At 36.1% G+C, this 23281-nt stretch carries 23 protein-coding genes and 1 other RNA gene; 10 read left to right on the top strand and 14 right to left on the bottom strand.

The genetic code is table 11. The annotated features are described in order from the left end of the window. Positions 1-493: 493 nt before the first annotated feature. Positions 494-850 carry a ribosome hibernation-promoting factor, HPF/YfiA family gene (gene hpf, locus ACGEDC_RS02755; RefSeq protein ID WP_055025701.1) on the top strand — a complete coding sequence of 119 codons (357 nt, stop codon included), beginning with the start codon at positions 494-496 and terminating at the stop codon, positions 848-850. A 73-nt stretch (positions 851-923) separates the two neighbouring features. On the opposite strand, the gene ACGEDC_RS02750 is transcribed toward hpf, so the two are convergent. Next, positions 924-1646: a YebC/PmpR family DNA-binding transcriptional regulator gene (locus tag ACGEDC_RS02750; protein WP_055025700.1), complete on the bottom strand. Its 723-nt coding sequence runs from the start codon at positions 1644-1646 to the stop codon at positions 924-926. 302 nt (positions 1647-1948) lie between these two features. On the opposite strand from ACGEDC_RS02750, the gene ACGEDC_RS02745 reads away from it, so the two are divergent. Then, the gene (locus tag ACGEDC_RS02745; RefSeq protein WP_055025699.1) at positions 1949-2206 is read left to right on the top strand and encodes a TIGR02922 family protein; all 258 of its coding nucleotides are present in this window, start codon (positions 1949-1951) and stop codon (positions 2204-2206) included. Between the two features lie 318 nt (positions 2207-2524). Then, positions 2525-3574 (top strand): alkene reductase, encoded by a 1050-nt coding sequence (locus ACGEDC_RS02740; RefSeq protein WP_394496305.1) that lies wholly within the window; start codon positions 2525-2527, stop codon positions 3572-3574. A gap of 94 nt (positions 3575-3668) precedes the next feature. Here the strand turns inward: ACGEDC_RS02740 and ACGEDC_RS02735 are convergent, their stop codons facing one another. After that, positions 3669-6371 (bottom strand): EAL domain-containing protein, encoded by a 2703-nt coding sequence (locus ACGEDC_RS02735; protein WP_394496303.1) that lies wholly within the window; start codon positions 6369-6371, stop codon positions 3669-3671. Positions 6372-6847: 476 nt separating this feature from the next. On the opposite strand from ACGEDC_RS02735, the gene ACGEDC_RS02730 reads away from it, so the two are divergent. Beyond that, entirely contained in the window at positions 6848-7189 is a 342-nt protein-coding gene (locus tag ACGEDC_RS02730; protein WP_055025696.1) for a zinc ribbon domain-containing protein YjdM, read from the top strand. A 1035-nt stretch (positions 7190-8224) separates the two neighbouring features. On the opposite strand, the gene ACGEDC_RS02725 is transcribed toward ACGEDC_RS02730, so the two are convergent. The 4 genes from ACGEDC_RS02725 to ACGEDC_RS02710 all read right to left on the bottom strand — a co-directional run bounded on the left by ACGEDC_RS02725 (position 8225) and on the right by ACGEDC_RS02710 (position 12522). After that, a complete protein-coding gene (locus ACGEDC_RS02725; protein WP_394496300.1) occupies positions 8225-8953 on the bottom strand; it encodes a hypothetical protein in 729 nt (242 codons plus the stop codon). Then, positions 8950-10170, bottom strand: a complete 1221-nt coding sequence (gene drt3b, locus ACGEDC_RS02720; protein WP_394496298.1) for an antiviral reverse transcriptase Drt3b — start codon at positions 10168-10170, stop codon at positions 8950-8952. The genes ACGEDC_RS02725 and drt3b overlap by 4 nt, the downstream gene beginning before the upstream one ends. Before the next feature lie 373 nt (positions 10171-10543). Continuing rightward, a complete protein-coding gene (gene drt3a / locus ACGEDC_RS02715; protein WP_394496296.1) occupies positions 10544-11431 on the bottom strand; it encodes an antiviral reverse transcriptase Drt3a in 888 nt (295 codons plus the stop codon). A 251-nt stretch (positions 11432-11682) separates the two neighbouring features. Then, positions 11683-12522: a hypothetical protein gene (locus ACGEDC_RS02710; RefSeq protein WP_394496294.1), complete on the bottom strand. Its 840-nt coding sequence runs from the start codon at positions 12520-12522 to the stop codon at positions 11683-11685. Between the two features lie 189 nt (positions 12523-12711). Between ACGEDC_RS02710 and ACGEDC_RS02705 the strand changes: the two genes are divergently transcribed. After that, positions 12712-13104: a hypothetical protein gene (locus ACGEDC_RS02705; RefSeq protein WP_394496292.1), complete on the top strand. Its 393-nt coding sequence runs from the start codon at positions 12712-12714 to the stop codon at positions 13102-13104. Between the two features lie 83 nt (positions 13105-13187). On the opposite strand, the gene ACGEDC_RS02700 is transcribed toward ACGEDC_RS02705, so the two are convergent. The 7 genes from ACGEDC_RS02700 to smpB form a co-directional block, all read right to left on the bottom strand. Continuing rightward, a complete protein-coding gene (locus ACGEDC_RS02700; protein WP_394496290.1) occupies positions 13188-13520 on the bottom strand; it encodes a hypothetical protein in 333 nt (110 codons plus the stop codon). After that, positions 13517-14134: a hypothetical protein gene (locus tag ACGEDC_RS02695; protein WP_394496288.1), complete on the bottom strand. Its 618-nt coding sequence runs from the start codon at positions 14132-14134 to the stop codon at positions 13517-13519. The genes ACGEDC_RS02700 and ACGEDC_RS02695 overlap by 4 nt, the downstream gene beginning before the upstream one ends. 235 nt (positions 14135-14369) lie before the next feature. Then, positions 14370-14582, bottom strand: a complete 213-nt coding sequence (locus ACGEDC_RS02690) for a hypothetical protein (RefSeq protein ID WP_394496286.1) — start codon at positions 14580-14582, stop codon at positions 14370-14372. 44 nt (positions 14583-14626) lie between these two features. Beyond that, positions 14627-15766 (bottom strand): site-specific integrase, encoded by a 1140-nt coding sequence (locus ACGEDC_RS02685; protein WP_394496284.1) that lies wholly within the window; start codon positions 15764-15766, stop codon positions 14627-14629. Between the two features lie 336 nt (positions 15767-16102). Then, complete coding sequence (locus ACGEDC_RS02680) at positions 16103-17413, bottom strand: tyrosine-type recombinase/integrase (RefSeq protein ID WP_394496281.1); 1311 nt, start codon at positions 17411-17413, stop codon at positions 16103-16105. Positions 17414-17507: 94 nt separating this feature from the next. Further along, positions 17508-17863: a transfer-messenger RNA gene (gene ssrA / locus ACGEDC_RS02675) on the bottom strand. 72 nt (positions 17864-17935) lie between these two features. Continuing rightward, entirely contained in the window at positions 17936-18433 is a 498-nt protein-coding gene (smpB, locus tag ACGEDC_RS02670; protein WP_055025695.1) for an SsrA-binding protein SmpB, read from the bottom strand. Between the two features lie 202 nt (positions 18434-18635). Between smpB and ACGEDC_RS02665 the strand changes: the two genes are divergently transcribed. Together ACGEDC_RS02665 and ACGEDC_RS02660 are read left to right on the top strand one after the other, a co-directional pair. Next, a complete protein-coding gene (locus tag ACGEDC_RS02665; RefSeq protein ID WP_065108769.1) occupies positions 18636-19073 on the top strand; it encodes an SRPBCC family protein in 438 nt (145 codons plus the stop codon). Then, complete coding sequence (locus ACGEDC_RS02660; protein WP_065108602.1) at positions 19063-19395, top strand: RnfH family protein; 333 nt, start codon at positions 19063-19065, stop codon at positions 19393-19395. Before ACGEDC_RS02665 ends, ACGEDC_RS02660 begins: the two co-directional genes overlap by 11 nt. 158 nt (positions 19396-19553) lie before the next feature. Here ACGEDC_RS02660 and ACGEDC_RS02655 read toward each other — a convergent pair whose 3' ends face one another. Beyond that, positions 19554-20084, bottom strand: coding sequence for an outer membrane protein assembly factor BamE (locus ACGEDC_RS02655; RefSeq protein WP_055025693.1), 531 nt, complete (start codon positions 20082-20084; stop codon positions 19554-19556). 336 nt (positions 20085-20420) lie between these two features. Here ACGEDC_RS02655 and ACGEDC_RS02650 point away from each other — a divergent pair, with 336 nt between their 5' ends. The 3 genes from ACGEDC_RS02650 to ACGEDC_RS02640 are packed head-to-tail and all read left to right on the top strand — an operon-like array spanning position 20421 to position 23246. Next, positions 20421-21263, top strand: a complete 843-nt coding sequence (locus ACGEDC_RS02650) for an SAM-dependent methyltransferase (RefSeq protein ID WP_282168119.1) — start codon at positions 20421-20423, stop codon at positions 21261-21263. Positions 21264-21300: 37 nt separating this feature from the next. After that, on the top strand, positions 21301-21513 hold the full coding sequence (locus ACGEDC_RS02645) for a hypothetical protein (protein WP_394496277.1): 213 nt from the start codon (positions 21301-21303) through the stop codon (positions 21511-21513). A gap of 38 nt (positions 21514-21551) precedes the next feature. Further along, on the top strand, positions 21552-23246 hold the full coding sequence (locus tag ACGEDC_RS02640) for a GGDEF domain-containing protein (protein WP_394496275.1): 1695 nt from the start codon (positions 21552-21554) through the stop codon (positions 23244-23246). Positions 23247-23281: the final 35 nt, after the last annotated feature.

Genomic DNA, 23281 nt, shown 5'->3' with positions numbered 1-23281 from the left:
CAATACGTGTTGTGAATGACACCTAGCGTGCTGGTCGGTAGTGCTTTATTAATTATGTTTCATCAGGATGACTCAGTGTTAAATAGCAGGGTTCTCGGTAAAAGCAGCCCAATGTTATTTGTGCTAAAACTGTTTTAAAGCGTCTTTTAAGGGGGCGAACAGTAATACATTACTTTGTTAACTGGCTTGCTCTGAATGAAATTTAAACAAAAAAGAGGGCTAATTGTCTGAAAAATGACAATAAATGCATTTTTGATGTAAAGACGACAAAAGTTGCAGATTTTGTTTGGTTTTTGTGTCTATACTAAAGCTGTAAAGGAAGAAAATGACAGTAGTATTAAAAGAAGGCAGGTTGTTAGCTAAGTTAACAAAAATTTATACAACGGCCCTTGTGATCTAGGACACACGCCCCAAAATCTACTTATGTAAGAATAAATATCTGCTAGAAAGTGAAGTATATAGCCTTGCTATATTATTAAAGGATAAGTTATCTATGAAAATAAATCTTTCGGGTCACCATGTTGATGTTACAGATACTGTAAAACAAGACGTTAGCGCAAAATTCACCAAAATTGCCAGCCATTTCCCAACGCTAATATCACTCGATATTATCATCTCAAAAGAACACGGCGAATTTGAAGTTGAAATCACGACAAATTATGAAGGCAGTCGTATCGCAGCAAAAGCCTCAGATCCTGTTATGTATCCAGCACTTTCAAGTGCAGGTAAAAAACTTGATGCAGCTCTTAAACACCGCAAAGGTCAGCTAAAAGCTGATTTACACGCCAAGCCTGAAGTGACAGCGCCTGAAATTGCTTATGAAAGAGTGCAAGAGATGGACCTGAAATAGTCCAAGACTTTCTAACGAAATAAAAAAACGCAGTCAAATGACTGCGTTTTTTGTGGCCGTTAACTAATGATGTTTAATCATTAATTTCAGCATTGTGATAAACATTTTGCACGTCGTCACAATCTTCTAATGCGTTAATAAACTTGTCAAACGTTTCAACATCTTCACCAGTAACTTCGGTCATTGCTTGTGGCACAAAAGTAATGTGTTCAACTTCAAAGTTGATATCGGCAATTTCTTCAGTCAGTGCAACACGTACCTTGTTAAACTCAGTAATTGGCGCAAATACACTAATCATGCCATCTTCAAGTTCAACGTCAGTGACATCAACATCCGCCATCATTAGCAGTTCTAAAATGGCTTCGTCGTCATCACCTGCAAATACGAATACGGCTTGATGATCAAAGCTGTGGGCAACAGTGCCAGGGCCACCTAACTTAGCATCGTTTTTAACAAATGCTTGGCGTACTTCTGTAAAGGTACGTTTTACGTTATCGGTTAGGCAGTCAACGATAACTGAACACCCGCCAGGGCCAAAACCTTCATAACGTGCAGTATCGTAATCTTCACCGCCACCGCCTTTCGCTTTTTCGATTGCGCGTTCAATTACATGTGCTGGTACTTGGTCTTTCTTTGCGCGAGTAATTAAGCTGCGTAACGCTAGGTTACCGTCAGGGTCAACACCACCATTTTTGGCACAAACATAAATTTCTTTACCATAACGCGAGTATAAACGCGTTTTTTGGCCGGCAGTCTTTGCCATAGATTCTTTGCGGTTTTGGTATGCTCTTCCCATCTTGATCTCGTTTTAAATTTCGAAAAATTGCCGCTGATTCTAACAAAAATAATCGCAGCTGTTTAGTCTATATGAGCAGAGCTATTGATACAGATCAGCCGATATAGGGTTAATGCATTCAATTTAACATAGTTACTGTTAAATTTGTGTAAGATATTGATTACTAAAATGCGGAAATAGACTTAATTATCATCTAAACTCAAAGCTGTGTGAGAAACCCTCTATAGTAAAAATGCGCTAAACTTGGAGGGAAGTAACGATATGATTGCATTGATAAGTCAGCATTAATAAGAGAGTTCTATATGACAGATGTTAGCCAGGAAGTTGCCACCACGGATGATAATAACAAAGCCACGGTAACCGTGCTATTTTACGAGGCCCCAGTTGGCTTACTGATGAAGAATACTGTGTTGACTGATCTTGACGTAAGTGAAACAGGTAGGGTAATGCTGCCAAATGAGTTTCGTGCTGGTAAATCAATCATTGCTGTACTTGATGGCGAGTGTAAAATTCTTAACTCATTGGGCGAGCGTGTTTATGCGCAAAAAAACCTTGTTTAAAAGGTACTTTAGCCGTAACTAATTATTGTTATTTGATTAATGCCAATCAATCTGAACTTTCTACCTCCTTTCTTCGTAATCTTGAGGCAAACTAATCGACTGTAAAAAGTGAGTCTCAATATTCATTTCATACTTATGACGAGCATCTATGTTGAATCATTGACCTAGATGTTTGAGATAATCGTTTAGTTGCTTAAACATAAAATATGACAAACTTAATCTGTTGTTAAACTGGCAGACAAAGTATGTATATACTGCCATTAAACGCGGTGACTTATTTACCACACCAATTAACGATCTCATTTTCAAGGAAGCATTATGCCAGCCTCGTTATTTACTCCCTATAAACTCAATGACACGTTGACTCTTAACAACAGAATATTAATGGCCCCGTTAACTCGCTGCATGGCTGATGATGATTTAGTTCCAACGCAAACCATGGCTGATTATTATGCTCGCCGTGCCGATGCTGGACTTATCATTAGTGAGGCGACCATTATTCGTCCCGATGGCCAGGGCTATATCAATACACCTGGACTTTATACCCAGGCACAAATTGATGGCTGGAAAGTTGTCACCAAGGCCGTGCATGATAAAGGCGGTAAAATTTTTGCTCAGCTTTGGCACACAGGACGTGTTGCTCATCCATTCTTTTTTGGTGAAGGTAATGGTGAAGTGCTATCAGCATCAAACATTGGCATAGAAGGCACAATACCCCGCAATCGAGAGTTAATGTATCAACAGCCTAAAGCAGCGACCAGTGAGGATATTACTCAGCTGGTGGCAGATTATGCAACCGCAGCAGACAATGCGCTCAAGGCCGGTTTTGATGGCGTTGAAATTCATGGTGCTAATGGCTACCTCATTGATCAATTTCTACATTACTCCTGTAATAACCGCATAGATGAATATGGTGAATCACCAGAAAATATGGCACGTTTTGCCATTGAAGTAGTAGATGGGATTGTGGCTAAAATTGGCCACGAGAGAACGGCTATTCGTTTATCACCTGGGGCGTATTTTAATATGGAACCCGATAGCCGCGATCGGGCAGTATTTGATTACCTACTTAAACAATTAGAGTCTCGTCAACTTGCCTTTATTCATTTAGGAATATTTGATGATGCAATGGAGTTTGACTACCTAGATGGTAAAGCGTCCGCGTATTTAAGAAAGCATTACAATCAAACCTTAGTGGGGGTTGGTAGCTATACCGCTGAAACTGGCAATAAAGCCATTGAGGCGAATGAATTTGATTTGTTGGCGATTGGCAGGGCGTTTATTGCGAATCCTGATTATGTGAGCAAGGTACGTCGTGGAGAAGAGCTGACTGCTTACGATGATGCCATGTTAGCTGAGCTAGTTTGATGCCTACAATGCGATGGTAAGTTGCTAAACAGCTAGGTTAGACGTATTAAAAAGGCAGCAAGGCTGCCTTTTTAATGAGTATATCATTAATAAGTTAGCGCGATTCAAGTTTGCTTATGGATAAGGCTTCTGCAATGCTCGCCTCTGGTTTTCCGAGTAAAAAACCTTGGGCATAATCGATATGGTAGTGTTTCACGCGCTCAAGTACTTGGGGAGAATCAACAAATTCTGCAACCGTTTCAATGCCCATTTTTTTCGCGAAACTTGATACGGTTTCTACTAGGTGCTGTGCTTTAGTATCTTGATCTAAATGCTGGATCAATGAACCATCAATTTTGATGATATCAATATCCAAACGCATTAAATGAACGAAGTTTGAATATCCAGCCCCAAAGTCATCAATTGCGATTTTACAGCCATAGGGCTTAACTTTTTCAATAAAGTCATGCACCAAATCATAATTTGTAATCTCTTCGCTTTCTAATAACTCTAAGGTTAAGCGAGTTGATGTTTCTGGATTGGCTTTTAATAATTTTAGCAATTGCTCAACCCTTTCTGTATCAGCAATATCTTCGAGTGAAATGTTAACTGAAAAGGCATAGGGTAAACCTTTAAACAAGGCAAAAGACTTGGTTAACATCGCGGCCATTAAACGTGGATATAATCGGGAGCGCACTGCAGTTTGCATAAACTGAGCAGGCGTTAACACTGTGCCATCGTCTAAGCATATTCGCATCAAGCACTCAAACTTAGGTTGCAAGTTTTCAGTTATTGGCTTAATTAATTGCACATAAGGCGTGACCCAATCATGGGTGACTGCTGCAACAAGCATGCGGCTTTGATGCATGTTTGCTTCAAAAGCTTCAGGGTTAGACATTTCAGCTGTAAATAGTTGGTATCGTTGAAAATGCCGCCTAGCAATACGCCTTGCTAAATCAGCTTGTTGATGTAACTGAGTATATTGGTCATTGACGCAGTGTGCACCGCCTGCGCTTAATGTGACATAAATTTCATTACCATCGATGGCAATGGCTTTATGGCTAACATAATCAATGATTTGAACAGCAAGTTGTTGTAACTGGGCATCATCGAATTGGGAGTGGGTGAGCACGACAAATTCATCAGCACCAGTTTTATAAAGGTGATGAGGGGCTGAAACGAGTTCTAAACTATTGGCCACTTCAATGATAATCAAATCGCCAGCGTTAACACCATAAAAATCATTAATTTGCCCAAAGTCATTAATATTGAAGACGATTAATGAGGAGGCTTGATGTTGGTGTAAATCAGCGTACAGTTTTTTTCTATTAGGTAATCCGGTTAAGTTGTTAAAGTACGCCTCTTTAAAAAGGTTACTGTTTTGCTGTTCAATTTTATGAAAATTATCCGCTAAGGATTGGCGCATGACTTCAAAGTTATCACCTAACTGCTGAATTTCATCTTGGCTATTTAAGGTTAGCTTTTGGGTTAAATCACCCCTGACAATTTTTTGTGTCCAATTGGTTAGTGTCAATATATCCGAGGTGACAATTTTACCCACACTCATTAATAACCAGCTGGCTAAAGACAAGACCCCAGATAGCAGCAGTAGCTGAAAAAATAAGGTATTGAGTAATTCCTCTCCATAGAGTTTGACCTGAATTGAACCGCCATAAAACCCTTGTAACTGCCCACGTGAAATGATGGGCTGCATAACTTGGCTAAAGCCTAAAACCCATTCACTTTGGCGGGTTTTATTCGTTTCAACATGACGAATTGCAGCAGGGCGTTTTGCTGTAATAAGTTGGCCATTCGTCGCTTGACTCAATGCGTTGGGGATCAAGCTTGCCCACATTCCTTTAATAAAATAATCGTGCGTATTATCAAACCCGAGCTTTTGGGCTCGATTAAGCTGGATAGATTGATTTTGAAGGCGATGATGCAACGAAATAAGTTCACCGTTTTTATCTAAAACGGCAAAGTCAGATAAAGTGATTTGAAATAGGCTGGTTTGTTTTTTGTCTATACGCGTGGTTGCCTGAGCGAAGAACTGATCGATAGCTGTGTCGATTTCATCTTTTTGATTGTTAAGCTGGCTAAAATCAATCTGGTTACTGGCTAATACCAAATGCATGTTATGCAAAGTATCACTTATGCTGAGTTTAATGAGTTGTCTGTTTTGGTGGAGTTGATAGCTGAAAAAAATGACTTGAATACAGATTAGAATCAGAATGTTAGATAGCATAAGTTTGCGATAAAGCGGCATTTTTAAGTGCAATAACCAATACAATAATGGTTCTAACACACAATATAATAAAAACGCGCCAATCACCGCTAAGGTTAATAGTTGGCTAATGACCGCAACTTTTGGCCAATCGGCAACTTCTATTAAGGAGTTTTCATCGCCCCATGGGTTAATTGCTGTGTTGGGGTTAGTTGGGTCTACAATCCATGTTGGATTCGCTTGCCCTTCAATTTCTAATACCAGTTTATATTCTATATCTCCAGGATGGAGCGGTAACTGATACTGCCATTGATTTTTACCTGTGAGCTGCATTTGATAAAAGGGATCATCACTATGCCAGTCTGAAAAATTACCGCTGACAAATACCTTATTGATTTTACTTGTAGGTGACAGACCAAATTGCTGATTTAATTTTTCGGAAAGCGGGAGGGATAACGTTATGTCGTAAGGGGTGAGTGCATTAGTTGCAAGGAGCGAGACGACCCAAGTTTGTAGCGGCCACAAGCAAAGTAAGGCTAAGAGTATCCCAAGCCTTTTCTTCCATTTATGTAAATAATGAGTAAGTAAACTCAATCAGGAACCTTACTTTTACAGTATTTAAGCTTGAATTTTATAACGTAAACTCAATCACTGAAAATTGTGAAGTTTATGTAATTATTAACAATTATCTATCAATATGGGCTGATTTTTAAGCTAGGTCAACAGCATGAACAGTATTTTATTAGCGGTTTTTAGTTAATTCGATTACAACGTTAAGGTACTAATGAATAACATTTAGTATTTGGATTTTTTTGCCGCGAGTGAATTATCAGCTTGAAGTGCCAGCGAATAAGATAATTAGGGGAAAACTGTTGCAACTAAAATCACATCAAATTCATGTATTAACTTAGCTGCAAAATGAAAAAATTGCCTTTGAATGCTCAAGGCTGTTAACAAGAGCACAGTTGCTGCCTAGCTGATATTAGATATATTGATTATAATGTCCTGATATCGATTGAGTAGTTAACCCTATACTGAATCACACTTATTTTGATTAAAGAGAATTGACCATGAGCGCTATCCCACCTTGTCCTAAATGTGAATCTGTCTATGTATACGAAGATGGTTCGCAACTTATTTGTCCTGAGTGCGCTCATGAATGGAACCCAAACGAAGAAATCATCGATCCTGATGCCATCATTTTAAAAGATGCAGTGGGTAACTTACTTGCTGAAGACGATAAAGTGACACTGATTAAAGATCTTAAAGTAAAAGGATCTTCATTAGTGCTTAAAGTAGGCACCAAAGCCGTTATTAAGCGTTTTGTTGATGCTGATCATGATATTGATTGCAAAGTAGATGGCCATGGCCAAATGATGCTGAAGTCTAAATTTGTAAGAAAGCAAAACTAAATTTAGCTTTCAAATAATAATAAAAAGAACCTGCTAAGTGCAGGTTTTTTTATGTGCCAAGTCAACAGCACTATGTATATACAACAGCATGATGTATGTGCGGCAGGTACATAATGCGGTATGGGATTTTAAGTATCGCATTGATTGGTATTATCAGGCAAAAATAAATCTGTAGGCAAACAAAAGGGCTTAGCATTGCTGCTAAGCCCTTTTTAGGTATTTGGTGGAGGCGGCGGGACACACCACTAAAATCTAAAGAATTAATTTCTATCAATAGTTTATAGCTACTTGAAATTGTTGTTTTATCTCAATTAGTACAAGATTTTAGGACAACTAATTATTTTTTACAAGTTACTTAAATTTCACATAATTACCAGGTTTCTGGCTAATACTTGGGGTTACTGATTCGATAACGAATAAATACTTAATTGTTTTGGTAAGCTATTGTTTTTATTTATTATTTATTGCTGTCTTTCGGTTGTCAATAATAACAAAAGACAAAGCTACTAGATTTCTCATAAATATTAGACGCGGGTTTGAGTCCCAAAGTGGAATCTGAAACAAAACCTTGAATTAACTTAAATGAAGCACATCTAATGAGGGATAAGTAGATCTAACCTGCGTAAGCCTACAAGGTTAGCTTATACGTAAGTAAATACTATAAACCTATGCCTTTAACTTATTAAGATTCATAGGTTTTCGAATTAGTAACTTTAGAAATGAGTAATACAATAGTAATTTGCGGGATGAATAAATTGAAATTCATTAAATGATAAATCAAGTTTTTGGAGTCATATATATTGACGGCCATTAGGGGATGTTTAAAGTTTCCCCCCCGAAGGGAATGGTGACACTGTTAGGTGTGTGTGCAGTATTTAACACTGCACCGCAGTGTTTGCTTGGATTACCCCAAAGAGAAAACCCTAACAAACAATGGGACAGTCGAACAACACAACAGAATTACTGCTGAGGTTCGACTGTGAAGCAAAAAACTCTTACTTTACACAGATATCACCATTCGATTGAGATAATAATTTAGCTGTACCCAAAAAGCAAGTCTTTGTTTTCTAATAAATTTTCAAGCACTGTATTTGTGTCCCAGCATATAAACCAAGTATTTGAAGCAAGGCATTGGAAAAACTCCTCTGATTTATCGTCTTCTAAATCACTTTGGAAAATTTCTTTCTCTAATTTTTTTGCCCATACTCTTTTCTTTCTTTCTTCGATATAAGGACAAGACATAGAGTCTAGTAATAAATAACACAGTCTTGCATCATATTTTATTCTAGATAGGTTAGTTAACCGCTTACCAATTTCTTTAGATAGTGAATCTATAAATGAGCTATATTCATCGACTCCTCCAGCATAGTATAAAGCTGTCATTATATGGAAATAATCGAAGCAATCTTCATTATTTAAGTAATCGTTCGATGTTGCTTTTAGTCCTTTTATATTGAATACATTAGCGAACGTAGCATTAGGTAAAAGGTAATGGTTACCCATCACTTTTGATATACATAATATATTCGAAAACTCTATAGGAACAAACGAATTAACATTTGATGTCATACTGTTAAAAGAACTGCTTGTAAAAAAACATTCAATTTGATGGCTAACTTCCAATGCTAATAAATCTAAATCTTCGGGATGTTTATCGTTAAAAAATTTATATAATAGGTAGCAAATATTGCTTATTTTTAAACTGTTAGAAGAGTTTGGTGATATGTTGAATAAATGAAATGCTATATCTAATAAGGTAATCAAAGCATTTTTTGAGAGTTAAAGTCAGATGCAATAAATGAAGGGCTTTTTGTACATTTATCTACTTTGTTTTCTAAAGCTGCAATAGAGTAATTACACATTACACTATAAGCTTGATGGTCTTGGTATGATGCAGCCATTATTTTATCTATGAATTTTCTTTTTACAATATTAGGTTTTTTTACTAGTTTTACATCATCATCTTGTGAACCAAAAATTAAATTAAAGAGCCAAGAAATGGACTCTTGAGTATCAATTTTTGCTCTGGTTATATTAGTTATAAATGGGCGATTTCTTTTAATAGATTTAGCATCGTTTAAATGCAATTTATATAAGCGTAATTTTGCAACTAGCCTAGATTGTATTAACTCTAGAGTAGAGTTTGTCTTGCCAAATATGAAAAAATCATCAACATAGCGGCGAATTGAATAGTCTTTTCCATAAACTAGGTTGTAATTACTCTCGAGTTCTTTCTCTAAATCTGAGTCGATGCTTTGCATAATGGTTTCTGCAAATATTCTACTAACTTCGTTGCCTATTACAATACCATTGGTTTCATTATAATTAGACCTTTGCATTAACCTGTCAAAAAAAGAAGAAAAGTCACTTTTATCTCGACTTTCTTTTGCAAAACTTTTGCTTTTTAAAGCCCAAGATATCGAATGAGTGTAGATGCTATCGAAAAACTTAGAAATATCTATAGACCAAAATAAATTAAATTTTCTCTCAAGTAATAAAAACTCTTTTGAATCAAAGAACTTATTTAATTTGTTATAACTACCATAAGTTAAAAAAGTAGATGGTTGCATAATATTGGAACTATTGCTTTTGTTTCTCTTAAGGTAGTAGCATGATGATATCGCAATTGGTTTCCTTATTGAGTAAGAGCTTTTACTGCACGCATGAATCACTCGATCTGAAAACATTCTGTATAATTCAATTGCCTGTGTTTGGCTTGCTGGATGCAAAAGACCAAGGTGTCTAACACCACCATTTGACTTTAGGATGGAGTATTTTATTGGAACAAAGTCTTTTTCTGGATCAGTGCATACAAATAAATGATTAACTATTCTCTTTTTTACTTCTGATGAAGTGTTTGACTCATGTTCCGACATGTGTTGATAGAACCAATTATTAGAGAATATAACAGGTACATCTATCGGAGCTGTTTCAGAGAGAAGCACTCGGTTGTAATCACCTTTTTTTACAAGTTCTTTCATTACATCCACGCCTGTTTTATCTCTTTGAAGTCTTTATAAGAAAACTTACAAAATTTTTTATTTTTAAAACCTTCTAAAAAACATATCTTAGAAAGACAAAGTCTATCCTTATAGCTTAAACTTGATCTTATTCTCTTACTAAGATTACTTTTGTTTCCAAATAGTAAACTTCTATAGAAAATATCTAATTCCGATATTTTATTAGGGTTTGATATATGTTTGTAATTGAAATAAATCCCAGATAAAACCTGAGTGTTGTTTGATGCATTTACTAATGGGTAGTTTTTTGAAAGGAAGTTTAATCTCTTTCTTAGTAATGAAAGTTTAACTGCAGAAGTTTGGCTGCTTGAAATATACTTACAGAAAGACTGGGTTATTCTTTTTTTATCTTATCAATTTTTTCATCTGATATTTCTACTTCTAAAACCCTTCGTTTTACCTTTAAGTTAGTTCCTGATAATTGTTCTTTGAAGGTAACCTTAAAATGATAGCCAAGAAAGTCAAATATTTCTTTACGTTCAGAGTCTTGAGATGTTTTTCTTATGAGTTTATGAGCCACTTTATTACCTGTTCTATGAAACTCGAGCTTCTCAGGCAGTGATGAGTGTTCCAAAATTTCACTGATTTTACTTTTTGTGATTGCTGGTGTTGTTAAGATGATAATATCGTCAACGAATCGACAATAGAATAAAATCCCTTCCATGTTTTTTAAGTAATTATCAAAATTGTTCATCATAACTTCTGATAATGTTGAACTTAAACCTAGACCTCTTGGTAAACCATTTACGTCTAGTCTTTCTAGCTCTGTAAATAAATTCTGTAGAGTAGTTAAAGTTTTTCTTGATAGTCTAGCGTCAGATTTCAATTTGTTAATTATTCCTCTTCTATTAAAAGATTCATAAAATGACTTTACATCAAGTCTATGTACAGTAAATGCATATGAGTCTTTGATATGAGAAATGAGGAGTCGAATCGTTGTGTCTCTGTCAGCACATTTTGTTTGATATCTAGCATCAATATTATTAACTAGAACATTATGGAGTAGTACAGATTCAGGAGAATCAAGTGAGTAAGCAGCTTTACTTTTTACTCTAGTTTTTTTGATAGAGTTTTTCCATTCATTTCCTGTTTGCACCTTTTTATATGCACTCAGACAAGAACTAGAAAGTTTATCTTCGTCTTTGAAGTCATCAATTTTGATGAGGTTTTTGTATTTTACGCAGCGTCTAAAGTGCCTTGGGATGTATGCCAACTCATTCATATTACGATAGTTTTATTCTGTATAATTATTTTAATATACAATAAGCATATCGAGTAATCTATAGTTGTATCGACTGTAGTACGCATATTTAAAAACTGGTGTATGAAAATGTGTTGTATTCGATGGTTAGGCCTTGTTTTGTGTCTTTCTTATGAGAGTGGGAAGCGTCACCTTGTTCTCTTATTCCTACATATAGCTATCATATGGTAGCTATATGTACATGTTTTAAGTATATTTAATTGATAGCTAAACTAGTTAATACCTACTTTAACTTTCAAGTCGCTTACTTTACCTTGTTGCTCTATAGATAATGAACAGCTTGAGAGTTCCTTAAATGTCTTCAGCAATCGATTATGTTGACGTATTTGCTGTCGACTATCATCTTTGTTTAATGCTTCAAACCACTTGTCAGCTTGTGTCTGTAGTTTGTTAATCAGGTTTTGAATCCAAAGACTATCTTGAGCTTGCTGTTGCTGATATTTCCACATCTCTAGTCTTTTTCCTCGATCTAATTCATAAGATTTATATTCTCGGTGGTCAATGCCAACATGTTTCAGCACTGCCCCGTTGAAAGCCAGTTTTATTAGTTTAGTAGCCTGTTTTTGTTGTAACTGCTTAAGTACTTTACTTCCAATGACTTTACCGATAATTAGGTGTACGTGATCGCCTGTTCCTGTTCGGCCTTCTTGTGGTTGTTGATGCAATACTGCTCGAATTTGAGTTTTATATTGTTCACGTTCTTCTTGGGAAAGTTTGAGCATTTTAGCTAATGCTAGGCAGCAATCACTGACGATTGAATGCCACTGTTTTGACGTTGGGCGATGTCCTTTGGGCAGTGTTAGACAAAACTCTATTGCGTAGCTTGAAAGTGGTCGTCCTCCACGGGTGTTATTTAGCTTCTGGTGTAGTTTAAATTGTTCTCCAGCAATAGCTATACGTTGAGATGTTCTGGCATTACCTATAATTGAAATTAGCTTTTCTGTGTGCTTATGATTTGGGTGTTTTTGTGATAGTAGATAACGTTCACGCGTTATTACACCATCGCTGCCATTTTTTACTGCTTGAGTTGTTACCGTCCAGTTTTTAATCATCCTTTTATTTAAGTTTAGAAAATCATTTTCTAAGCTGCAAATAATGCACTTAAAGCTCTGTTATTTAGCAGTATTCAAGATAGGACAACTCACTTCGTTCTTATGTTATCCCCTTGCAAAAGGGAAACCCTTCTTGACTACCCTTAATACAACGAAAATTTTGATTATATTTAATTGAATGAAATCCTTATGGGGTTTTTATTTTATGAAATATATGTATTATTAAATAAAACTATGAATAACCAGAGTTCTGAATCACCGATATTACTAGCTTATAAAGTTGAAGAATGTGAATGCACAACAGTTGAAGATATTGTTCTTGAATTTTGTTTAGAATCAAAATTTATTGAAAGTTTAGATTCGGAAGAACAAAAACCAAAAGTTTTATGGGTTAAAAAAGTAACTGAATTGTGTATTCAAGCTGAAGCTCTAGAAAATACTACAAAAATAAAACGTCCTATAAATTTATCCATTTCGAATGTAAATGAATTCATGATTTATAAGAGAAAAGTAGCGAGTAATATAGTGGAAATTTTAATTGAAAAAATAATGAGAAGCTTACCTGACTATGAGCCTAAATAACTAAAATATTGATTTATATGTTTATGCGCAAACTACTCAAACTGATCAGTTTGAGTAGTTTGAGTAGTTTGAGTAGTATGAACTTATCTATTATTGATTAATGAAATAAGATGTCGATTATGATTTCCTACTTTCACTTTTATTGGTGGTAATGGCAACTCTTGTAAAAACTGTAGTGCATTTGAAAGTTGTGTCGAGTTGCACCTTTTACCCAAAGCTTGCTTTAAAGGTGTACGAGTAATTGCTTCACCGTCATTTTCATTGATTAAATTCTTTATGATGAGTAAGACATCTTGTGCAAGAGTTTCATTTTCGGCAGCTTTTGCTTTCTCTTTCTCTGTGTCAAAAATATAAACTACTGACTCATGCCAATATTCTACCCATGCTAATGCAGATTCAAGGTGTTTTGAGGTCACTTTGTCAGATTTTTCCAGCGTTGCAAAAGCATTGCATACATTGTCGTATAATGAGGTGCTCTTGTTAATAGCGATTGCTCAATTGAGTCTTTAGCTCCAAGTTTTTTTAGGTATTCATATTTATTTATCCAAAGCTCTTTATAGCAATTACTAACAATCAAAGTTCTTTCTTCTTCATTAGCCCAGTCAAGAACATCATTTAATTTTTTTGCTAATTCGGTCATTTTTTCATGACATGGAACTTCCGGAAATGGGTGTAATTCCTGTGCCATACCGCAAAATATCGGAAACCTATTTGCAAATCCGTTTGAGATTGAAACATCGTCTAACCTAAGAACTAATTCACGGGGAGTAATATGCCCCACAATACCAACATGGGGTTCTTTACAGGACGTTCTGTCTGTTTTAGTTAAAGGTTCAAGTTGATCACCGTCAAACAGCTTTCTTATAGTGCCACTAAGGATGCTATTTCTGGCATTGCATTTAACTAAAGTATTAGCAAATTCGGGTTCAACAATAACTAAACGTTTATCCTTTTGTCCTTTATCCTTATTTCCTTTATTATCAATGCTTTCATCTCTTAACTCAAAGGCGATACCTTCACCCGTTGACAAGCCACCTGAATGAACTCGAGCGTGAAGTGGTATTGATTGTTCGATATTTTTTTATTATTTAGTTTTTCAGCTAGACTAATTATCACATTAAGTAATTTTTCAGTATTTCCTTTTCCTAATCCTGTTGGTAACACTAGAAGAGCATTCAGGCGCGGTACAGTTTTGATTGCCGCAAATGGGAGTGTAATATTACCTCGTGGTATAGAAATAGAAATTCTAACTAATAAATAAGCTGCTATAAATTCAGCGATAGCTTCATTTTTTTACTTAGTAAGTTAGTAATATCGCCTAACAATCCAGCCAATCCATTCTTGTTTAATGTTGGGCGAACTTTTGTTACTTCATTTAAATCAGAGGTAGTAAACTTTTTATTTTGTTGATTATCCTTTTTAGGCTTTACTTTATCTTTATTTGTTGTTTTAAATATGTTTCTAAAATTATTTATCATTGAATATCCGTAATTTAATGTGAGGTTATACTTTAAATATTAATTTATATGTTTTGTGATTTATTATATGGTTGTATATGTCTTACATGTTCATCGCTTATTTTACTAATTGCTTTTAATAATATTTGGGGTTCGTACGACTTTCCATAAACATCAAGGGTGATACAGTTACTTGAGTGCCCGACAATGCTTTGTATTAATTCAGTTTTAATTCCTTTTTGTTTTAGCTCATTCACAAAGCTATGACGAAATGAATGAGCGTCGAAACCTTTTGATAACCCGAGCTTCTCTCTTCTTCTAGAAAACCACTTAGAAGCATTATGTGAATAGTAACCATTCACTAATTTAAGCTCTGGAAATAACATTGTTGAATTGCAATTTTTAGTGAATTCAATAAACCCTTTATTAATTAATGTGTTGTGAATCGGTATTTTTCTATATGAACTTCTGCTCTTTAAGGTTTGTCCAACTTGTTCATCTCTAATGTAAATGCAATGTACTCCATTAAGTTCAATAATGTCTTTTATGTGAAGCTGGCAAATTTCGTTTAACCTCGCTCCTGTAAACCTTAGTAATAAAGGGACCCAGTAATAATAAGGGTGTTTAAATCTGTTTTTTATATATTGCTCCATGTTAAAAATTAATGTTAATTGTTGGTCATTGAATTCGTGTCTAATGTCATTTTTCCTTGGAGGTAGAGTTGGTAATTTATAAAAATAATTTTTATTTATATATTCATGACTAAAACACCATTCGCAAAATCCAGAAAAATCATGAATTATTTTCTTTACTCTCCTCGGGCTTAATGTATCCTTTTTTAATTCTTTGTTCTTATCTATAACATCAAAGCCAATTGTTTTATTGAACTCTTTAAGTTTTGATTTGTTCTTTGGGTATTCGGATAAAGCATCCCTAATTAACTCTGCATTTTCTCTATCCATCTCATTAAGATCTTGGTTATCATATAAGTCCAACACTAAGGTTATATTTTTATAGTAATCATCCACTGTTTTTTTAGTTATTTTACCAAGGCGAGTTTTGGAATCTATATATTTGTCTCGCAACTGTAAGCTGTTGTATTTAACTTTGAGTTTCTTACTTTTTGGAATCGGTTTTTTATTTATTTTATCTGCATATACTCTTGGTTTTATTAACGTGAAAATAGATATAAAGTATTTAATCATTTATTTAACTAACTTGTTTTTATTAAGTGTGAGAACTTTACCATCGCTCTATATGCGAGTAAACGAAGTAAAAATTACTTGGCCGAGTAATTTTTACTTGCAAGTTATTGAAAGTAAAGGTGTTTATATTTTTTAAGTTGATGAAATGTATAGGTAAATACATGAATTCCACAAAAAGCATTTTTTAAACGAAAATATAGCGCTTAAAAAATGCTCTAAACTTATGATTCAGCTTGTGATAATTATCACGTAAAAACAGTAATAAATTGGATGTTTCTGTTTTTTATAGTTCTACTTAATAGGTTAATACACATAAATGCTTAATGAAAAAGCACATTAATGAACAGGGCTAACACATGGAGTAGTCAAAGAACAGAATTTTTTTACATTTATCACAGCTTTAGTGGGGATTTTGTTGATAGCATCCCTAAGAACTGACAAGTGAAAACCCTTTCCGTATCGATCGTAAGTAATATTATTTGATAAATGCCCTAACAGTGCGGACGCAACTTCCGAACTAACTAGTTCATTTTTTAATTCTGTGGCTACAGTATGCCTAATTGAGTGGAAGTCATGCCCTTTATCAAATCCTAGTTTAGTTTTAAATCTGCTAAACCATTTAGATGGGGCTGAGCCATAACCATCTCTCGAATTTTTCAATTCGGGGAATAGTTGGTCTGAGTTCAATGAGTTAGTATATTGAATAAAACCTAGGCTTATTAATTCATCATGAATGGGGATAAGCCGCCGACTCTGAGAGTTTTTAAGTTTCTGATCTGGTCTGCTAGCTTCGATTGAAATACACCAAATGTTTTGAATACAGATAATATTATCTCTATATAGCTGACATAGCTCATTAAGCCTAGCCCCTGTGAATTTCGCAAGTAAGGGAAGCCAGTAATAATGGGGGTGAAGGGATTTGCTGTTGGTAAAAATAGGGTGTGAAAAAATTTTAATTAGCTCATTAGGTGTATAAGCATTTTTAGCATCACAATCTCTAGTATTTTTTCTAAATCTAATTGCTTTGAATGGGTTTACGTCAGTAAGTTCATTTAAAACACACCACTCAAAAAATGATGAGGTACTATGAATGTAGTTCTTAACGCTTTCTTCACTGAGAGTATCCTTTTTCAGTTTTGCGTTTAATGTTATAGCTTCACAAATACTTAATGAGTTGAACTCACCATGTTTTCTTATGTTTGTAGGAACAAGTGCTAGTTTCTGTTTTACTGCTTCAGCCTCATTCCGTCTAATTTTTTCAATTGATTTTTTGCCGATAAGTTCAAGAACTGTTCGACATTTTGCATTTAAACTGTCTGCTGTTTTTAGTGATATGTGATCAGATTTATACCTATAGAATTTATCTAGAGCTAGATAGGGACAAGACTGCTTAGGTTTTCTTAAAACATGAATTTTGGGGGAAGGTGTAAGTAAAGCTGCTTGCTTTGGCATCGTTTTGAAGCCTGTTGCTAAAGTTCTTCTGATATCTAGCTCTAATTCCAAAGCAAGGATTTTGGCTTGGCTCTTTGATGATGTTTTAAGTGAACGTTTAATTTCTACACGTCCATTAAAGAGCTGTCTGTATTGGGAAGGTAACTGATATCTAAAGTACCAAGTTCCAGATTTTGAAAGGGTTAAATAGCGCATATTTAGTACCAAGTTTTAGTACAAATAGCTTGTCTATTGATATGAAAAAATAAAAATGGCGGTAACTCAAAGAGTTACCGCCATTTTAAGTATTTGGTGGAGGCGGCGGGACTTGAACCCGCGTCCAGAAAGCCTACATCCAAGGCGCTACATGTTTAGTCTCTCTTTTGGTTAACCTTGCAAGCTCCGAAAGACAGGATATTACAAGGCGAGTCCGGTACTGTTTCGCGGTTCACCCCCAGACAAGGTTCCCTCGCTAGCACGATGTAAGATGACCATCAAAATCCACTGCCCATGTGCAAGACGTGTGGTTGATGGCTAGCTAGCCTAAGCTGCTAGAGAGTAGTTAGAGTCGTTTGCAACTATAACAGTGCGGCTTTTTACGAGGCCAACCGCCCCTCGACATGCTCCCAGGGTTTCGTGAATCCTGTCGAATCCAGAATCGCCCCCAAAGTTTGTTGATTGTATCGGTTAAATGCCAAAATACCTAGTGCATTTCACCAATTAACAATCGTTTGTACATTATCCGTCCAGTCTAGACTTCTTCATTACGCGAGATTGTTCTACTTTCCATTCGCGTTCTTTAGTGTCTTGGCGTTTATCGTGGTCTTTTTTACCTTTACCTAAACCAATTTCAACTTTTACCCAAGCGCCTTTGCGCCAGTATAGTGAAAGGGGGATTAATGTATAACCTTGACGCTCAATTAGGCCTTCAAGCTTATCAATTTCACTGCGCTTTAATAACAGTTTTTTGGTACGAATTGGATCGCAAACCACATGGGTTGATGCGGTATTTAAAGGCTGTACTGTGCAGCCATGCATAAACGCTTCACCATGCTTGATATAAACGTAACAGTCCGCAAGCGTGACTTTGCCCATACGCAAGGATTTTACTTCCCAGCCCTGAAGCTCTAACCCAGCTTCGATTTTATCTTCTATTTTAAACTCAAAGGTCGCGCGCTTATTACGTGTAATCGTAGCGGGTGGATTCTTTGACTTTTTTGAATTCTTTTTTACCATAATCGCGTTTAATGCCCGCTGTTATCCCATTTAAAAACTCTAGTCACTTATGCTTACCGTGGTAGATATGGGGGAGAGAAAAACTAATCAAGGGATTATACCCAAACCACTTAAAGATGCGAGTTTAATCATCAGGGTAATGGATGCGTTTTACTGTAAGCGTGTTAAAATTGCCTCATTGTTATCGATAGTGTTGTTATTCATGCCAAAAATTTCAAAAAATGTGTTGGTTCGTTTTAGTGCGATGCAAATGTATGACTTGGTTAATGACGTTGAGTCATACCATGAATTCTTGCCAGGTTGTGTTGGCGGTAAAGTCATTGAGTTTGATGGCAAAACCATGGTTGCATCTGTTGATGTCTCAAAGGCTGGGATCCGAAAAACTTTCACCACTCGTAATCAAGTGGTGCCAGGTAAAAGTGTGTCGTTAACATTAGAAAATGGCCCATTTAAAAACCTAGATGGCATGTGGCGTTTTACTGAGTTAACTGACGATGCTTGTAAAGTGGAGTTCGATTTAAATTTTGAGTTTTCCAACCCACTAGCGGATATTGCATTTGGTCGTGTTTTTAAAGAGTTGATGAATTCAATGGTAACTGCTTTTACTGACCGAGCTAAGGTGATTTACCATGACAAATGAGACAGACTTATTTCCAGTTGATGTTATTTACGCATTACCTGAGCAGCAAAAGGTGATTACGGTTAATGTTGCGCCTGGTACTCGCTTTATTGACGCGGTAAAGCAAAGCAACATGGCAAGTTTCTTTCCAGATATCGATTTAGCTAAAGTAAAATTAGGTGTTTTTAGTCGACAAGCAAAGCACGATGAGGTGCTTGTACCTGGACAACGAATTGAAATTTACCGCCCTTTGATTGCTGATCCTAAAGATGTTCGCCGTAAGCGTGCAGAAAAAGCGAAAGAAGAGGGACGTAGCAACAAGATTACTGGTGCGAAAATTTAGCGAAATTTTCAACGTTACACAGTGGGCACTGAGCTTGACCAAGCACAATGATGAAGCTGTGTCATAATTTGTTGTGTACTTAGATTATTTTTCACAATAAAAAAGCGGAAAGACGTGTCTTTCCGCTTTTTTGTATAAGTCAGTTTTTCACTTAATGCTTATTCGCCTTTTGGCATATTCTCATTTCCTGTTGGCACGTCATTTTCTTTTTCTAGACGGTTCTCTTCAACCAGAGGTTTAGCATCACGACGAATTGATGCAGGATCTTGTTCTGGAAGTAAAGGTTCAACAGTAGGAGATGAAATCGAAGGCAAGGCACCTGATTCTAGAGGAGTGTCAAAGTCCTCACTGAGTTTGTAGTCGCCTTCAACTTTGACAAGTAAATCATCTTCAAAGAACAATATGAGCTCTTTGTGAGTGATACTTGCGTCACGGCCACTTTTGAAGTGATAAACATAATACCAAACATTATCGGCAAAACTATCACGAAGAACTGGGCGGCCAAGAATGTACTCAGCTTGTTCTTTGGTCATTTCTACACGCAGCTTTTCAACTTGCTGTAATTCCATGTAGTTGCCTTGTGCGATATCCGGCTTATAGATCAGCCAATCAAAAACACTACACGCACTTAAAGAAACTGAAAGCGCAACTGCGCCTAAAAGGGTAAGACTTTGTTTTTTGTTTATCATTGTCTGTGCTACTTCCTAAAAATCTGACGACATCATACCCAAGGGGTCCCTATGCTGACAAGGGGCTATTCGCTGAGAATGCTATAACGATGTGAATAATAGAGTCGATATTATAGATATAGTTCAATGATGCTATCGGTAAATGACTTAGTTATAAATTCTTTTACGCTTGATGATGTTACGAAAATGTAGAAAATCATGGAAAATCTGAATGTAATTCTATAAGTTTGATATAAGCGCTTATGCAAAATTTGAATCATATAGAAATTAATAGGATTTAATTGGCGGTTAGGTTTGTTAAGTAATTAACTTTTGACGAAAGAATAATGATAAATAATGTCACCAATTTACTCTGAACATAACGTAAAACAGCATACTGAAACCAAAGATGGTCGGTTAGTTTTTGTCGGCACGGGTCTGCAACTTGCTGGGCACATTAGTGTGCTGAGTCAAAGTTATATTGAACATGCCGATATTGTGTTTTCTCTAGTGCCAGATGGCTTTACTGAACGTTGGATTCAAAGCCTGAATGATAATCATCGATCATTACAGCCTTTTTATGCTCAAAAAGGTGAAGTTAAAAATCGCCGAGATACCTATGCACAAATGGTTGACGCTATTCTTAACGAACTCAGGTTAGATAAAAATGTGGTGGTGGCGTTATATGGTCACCCTGGCGTGTTTGCTTGCATTTCACATCTTGCTATTGCACAAGCTCGTGAAGAAGGTTATCCAGCTGACATGCTACCGGGGATTTCTGCAGAGGCTTGTCTATGGGCTGATTTAGGTATTGACCCTGGCCATTCAGGGCACCAAAGCTACGAAGCAACTCAGTTTATGCTGTATCAGCATACTCCAAACCCCAAAACCCATTTATTGCTGTGGCAAATCGCATTAGCTGGCGAGCATACGTTAACTGAATTCTCTACCACACGCGAACGCTTAGACATTTTAGTCGCCCATTTATCTCAGTGGTATCCGCTAGATCATGAAGTCGTGATTTATGAAGCTGCTAATTTGCCGACACAAACACCAAGAGTCGAGCGATTACCCTTGAAAAACTTACCCAATGCTCGTTTAGAAATGATCTCGACTTTGATGATCCCACCTTCAGAAACACTAAGCCTTAATCTGAGTATTCTCGAAAAGCTTGGGATCAGTGCGTGTGATATCGGATAACGTAAACCAAACCTGAAATAACTAATAAGGAAATAGAATGGCAAATTTAACGGAGTTTTTTACCGAACTTAATACTAATGCGAAATTATTAGAAACCTATAAAAAAGACCCTGAGGGGACAATGAAAAACTATGGTTTATCTGAAAATGAAATCAAAGCAGTATTATCTGGTGATGCTAAAGCAGTGAGTGCATTAGCGGGTGATATTGAAATGAAAGCATTCTTGCTGATATCAAATCATACAAAATAGCCGTGCTTAATCATTTTTTACGTTTCACAGTCGTTTTAATGGCGTTACTTGTTAGTGATGCCATTAATGCTGCTGTGGATTTTGATCAGCAACTGGACACATTAGAGGTAGCGCTTCAAGTAGATTTAACCGAATCAGAAAGGCAAATTGAAACATTAGAAAAGCAACAAAACCAATTGTCTCAACTGCAGTTAGCGCGTTTTCATACGCTTAGTAGTATTAAACATTTATATTTAGGTGAATTTGAACAAGCCTTGTTTACGCTCGATAAGGCGCTGTTGTTCAAGCCTGATAACGAGTTAATGACGCAAATCTCGATGTATAAAATCACTGCCAACATTGGGCTGAATAATTATCAGCAAGCATTTCAATTACTGGAAGAAAGTCTAGCCCGAATTGATAGTTATGATGACAGCAAGATAAAAGTAAACGCGTATATTCGCTTAATGAACGTGTATATGGAGCTTGATGCATTTGAAGAAATGCTCACCACTGCAACTGAGATTTTAAGTTTAAACAAAGGCGAAAATAAGAAAAACGAATGTTACGCAAAATTATATTTACCTGTTGCAAACCTAAAGTTAGAAAATTTTGAATTATCCGCTTCTCAGTTCAAAGAAGCCGAACTGTATTGTAATAAGCATAACTTTCCTCTTATTGTTGCGATGGCTATTAAAGGCCAGTCACACGTATTATTTGAAACTGGCCAATACCAAGCATCACTTAGCGGGTATTTGGATTCGTTAGAGCGCTATCAAGCGTTTAAATTTCATATAGAAATACATGATAGCCATGCTTATTTAAGCGAAGTGTATTTTCATCTAGGAGATTATGACCAAGCATTAACGTATGCCAAGCTTGTTGAGCAACTCCCTAATGAACCGATGAATTTAAAAGGCAAGAAACGAACTTTTCACGTTCAATCGATGATCGCAAGTAAGCAAGGAAAGTTTAAAGAAGCCTATCAATATCAAGTGCAAGCTCATGCTATTGGCGTGCAACTACTAGACGAGAAAAAGGTTAAAGAAAATGCCTACCAAATGGTTAAGTTTGATAGTGCAGAAAAAACCAGAGAGTTAAACAAGTTAGTACAAGATCACGAGATGATTGCCAAACAGCGTAGCATTTTAAACAATGAGAAAAGCGCTTCGTTTATGTTTTCTACGGTACTTGCAGGTACGGTAGCGTTATTGGCTTTACTCCTTTATACCGCTTGGAATCAACGAAATCAGTTCCGAAAGCAAGCTCAAGTTGATTCATTAACGGGTTTGTTTAATCGTGGAGCAGGGATTGATAAGGCTGAGAATGAATTTATTAAAACGTTAGCCAGTGGTGGAACTTTCAGCGTTGTAGTGATCGATTTAGATTGGTTTAAAAAAATCAATGACAGCTTTGGCCATGCTACTGGTGATTGGGCGTTAAAGAAAGTGGCAGATACCATCAATGAATATAAACGTAGTACCGATATTGCTTGTCGTTTAGGTGGTGAGGAATTCGCTATTTTTATGCCTAACACGGATAAAATGTTAGCTAATGAAGTGGCAGAGAATGTATGTCAGGCTTTTGCTAACATTAACACTCGATACTCTGGTCACCAATTTACCATTACAGCCAGTATAGGAGTCAGTGATAAAGCGGAGGAGGATTTAAGCTTAGATCCTATTATCAACAGGGCTGATACAGCGCTTTATCAGGCCAAATCTAATGGACGAAATAGGGTCGTCTGTTTATAACACTTCTAACTTACAAAACTGCCAAACTAAAAACT

The sequence above is a fragment of the Shewanella sp. ENK2 genome (assembly GCF_043568515.1).
Classification (GTDB): Bacteria; Pseudomonadota; Gammaproteobacteria; order Enterobacterales; family Shewanellaceae; genus Shewanella; species Shewanella japonica.
The sequence above is the reverse complement of the archived record's forward strand: the minus strand, read 5'-3'. Positions and strand labels throughout refer to the sequence as shown.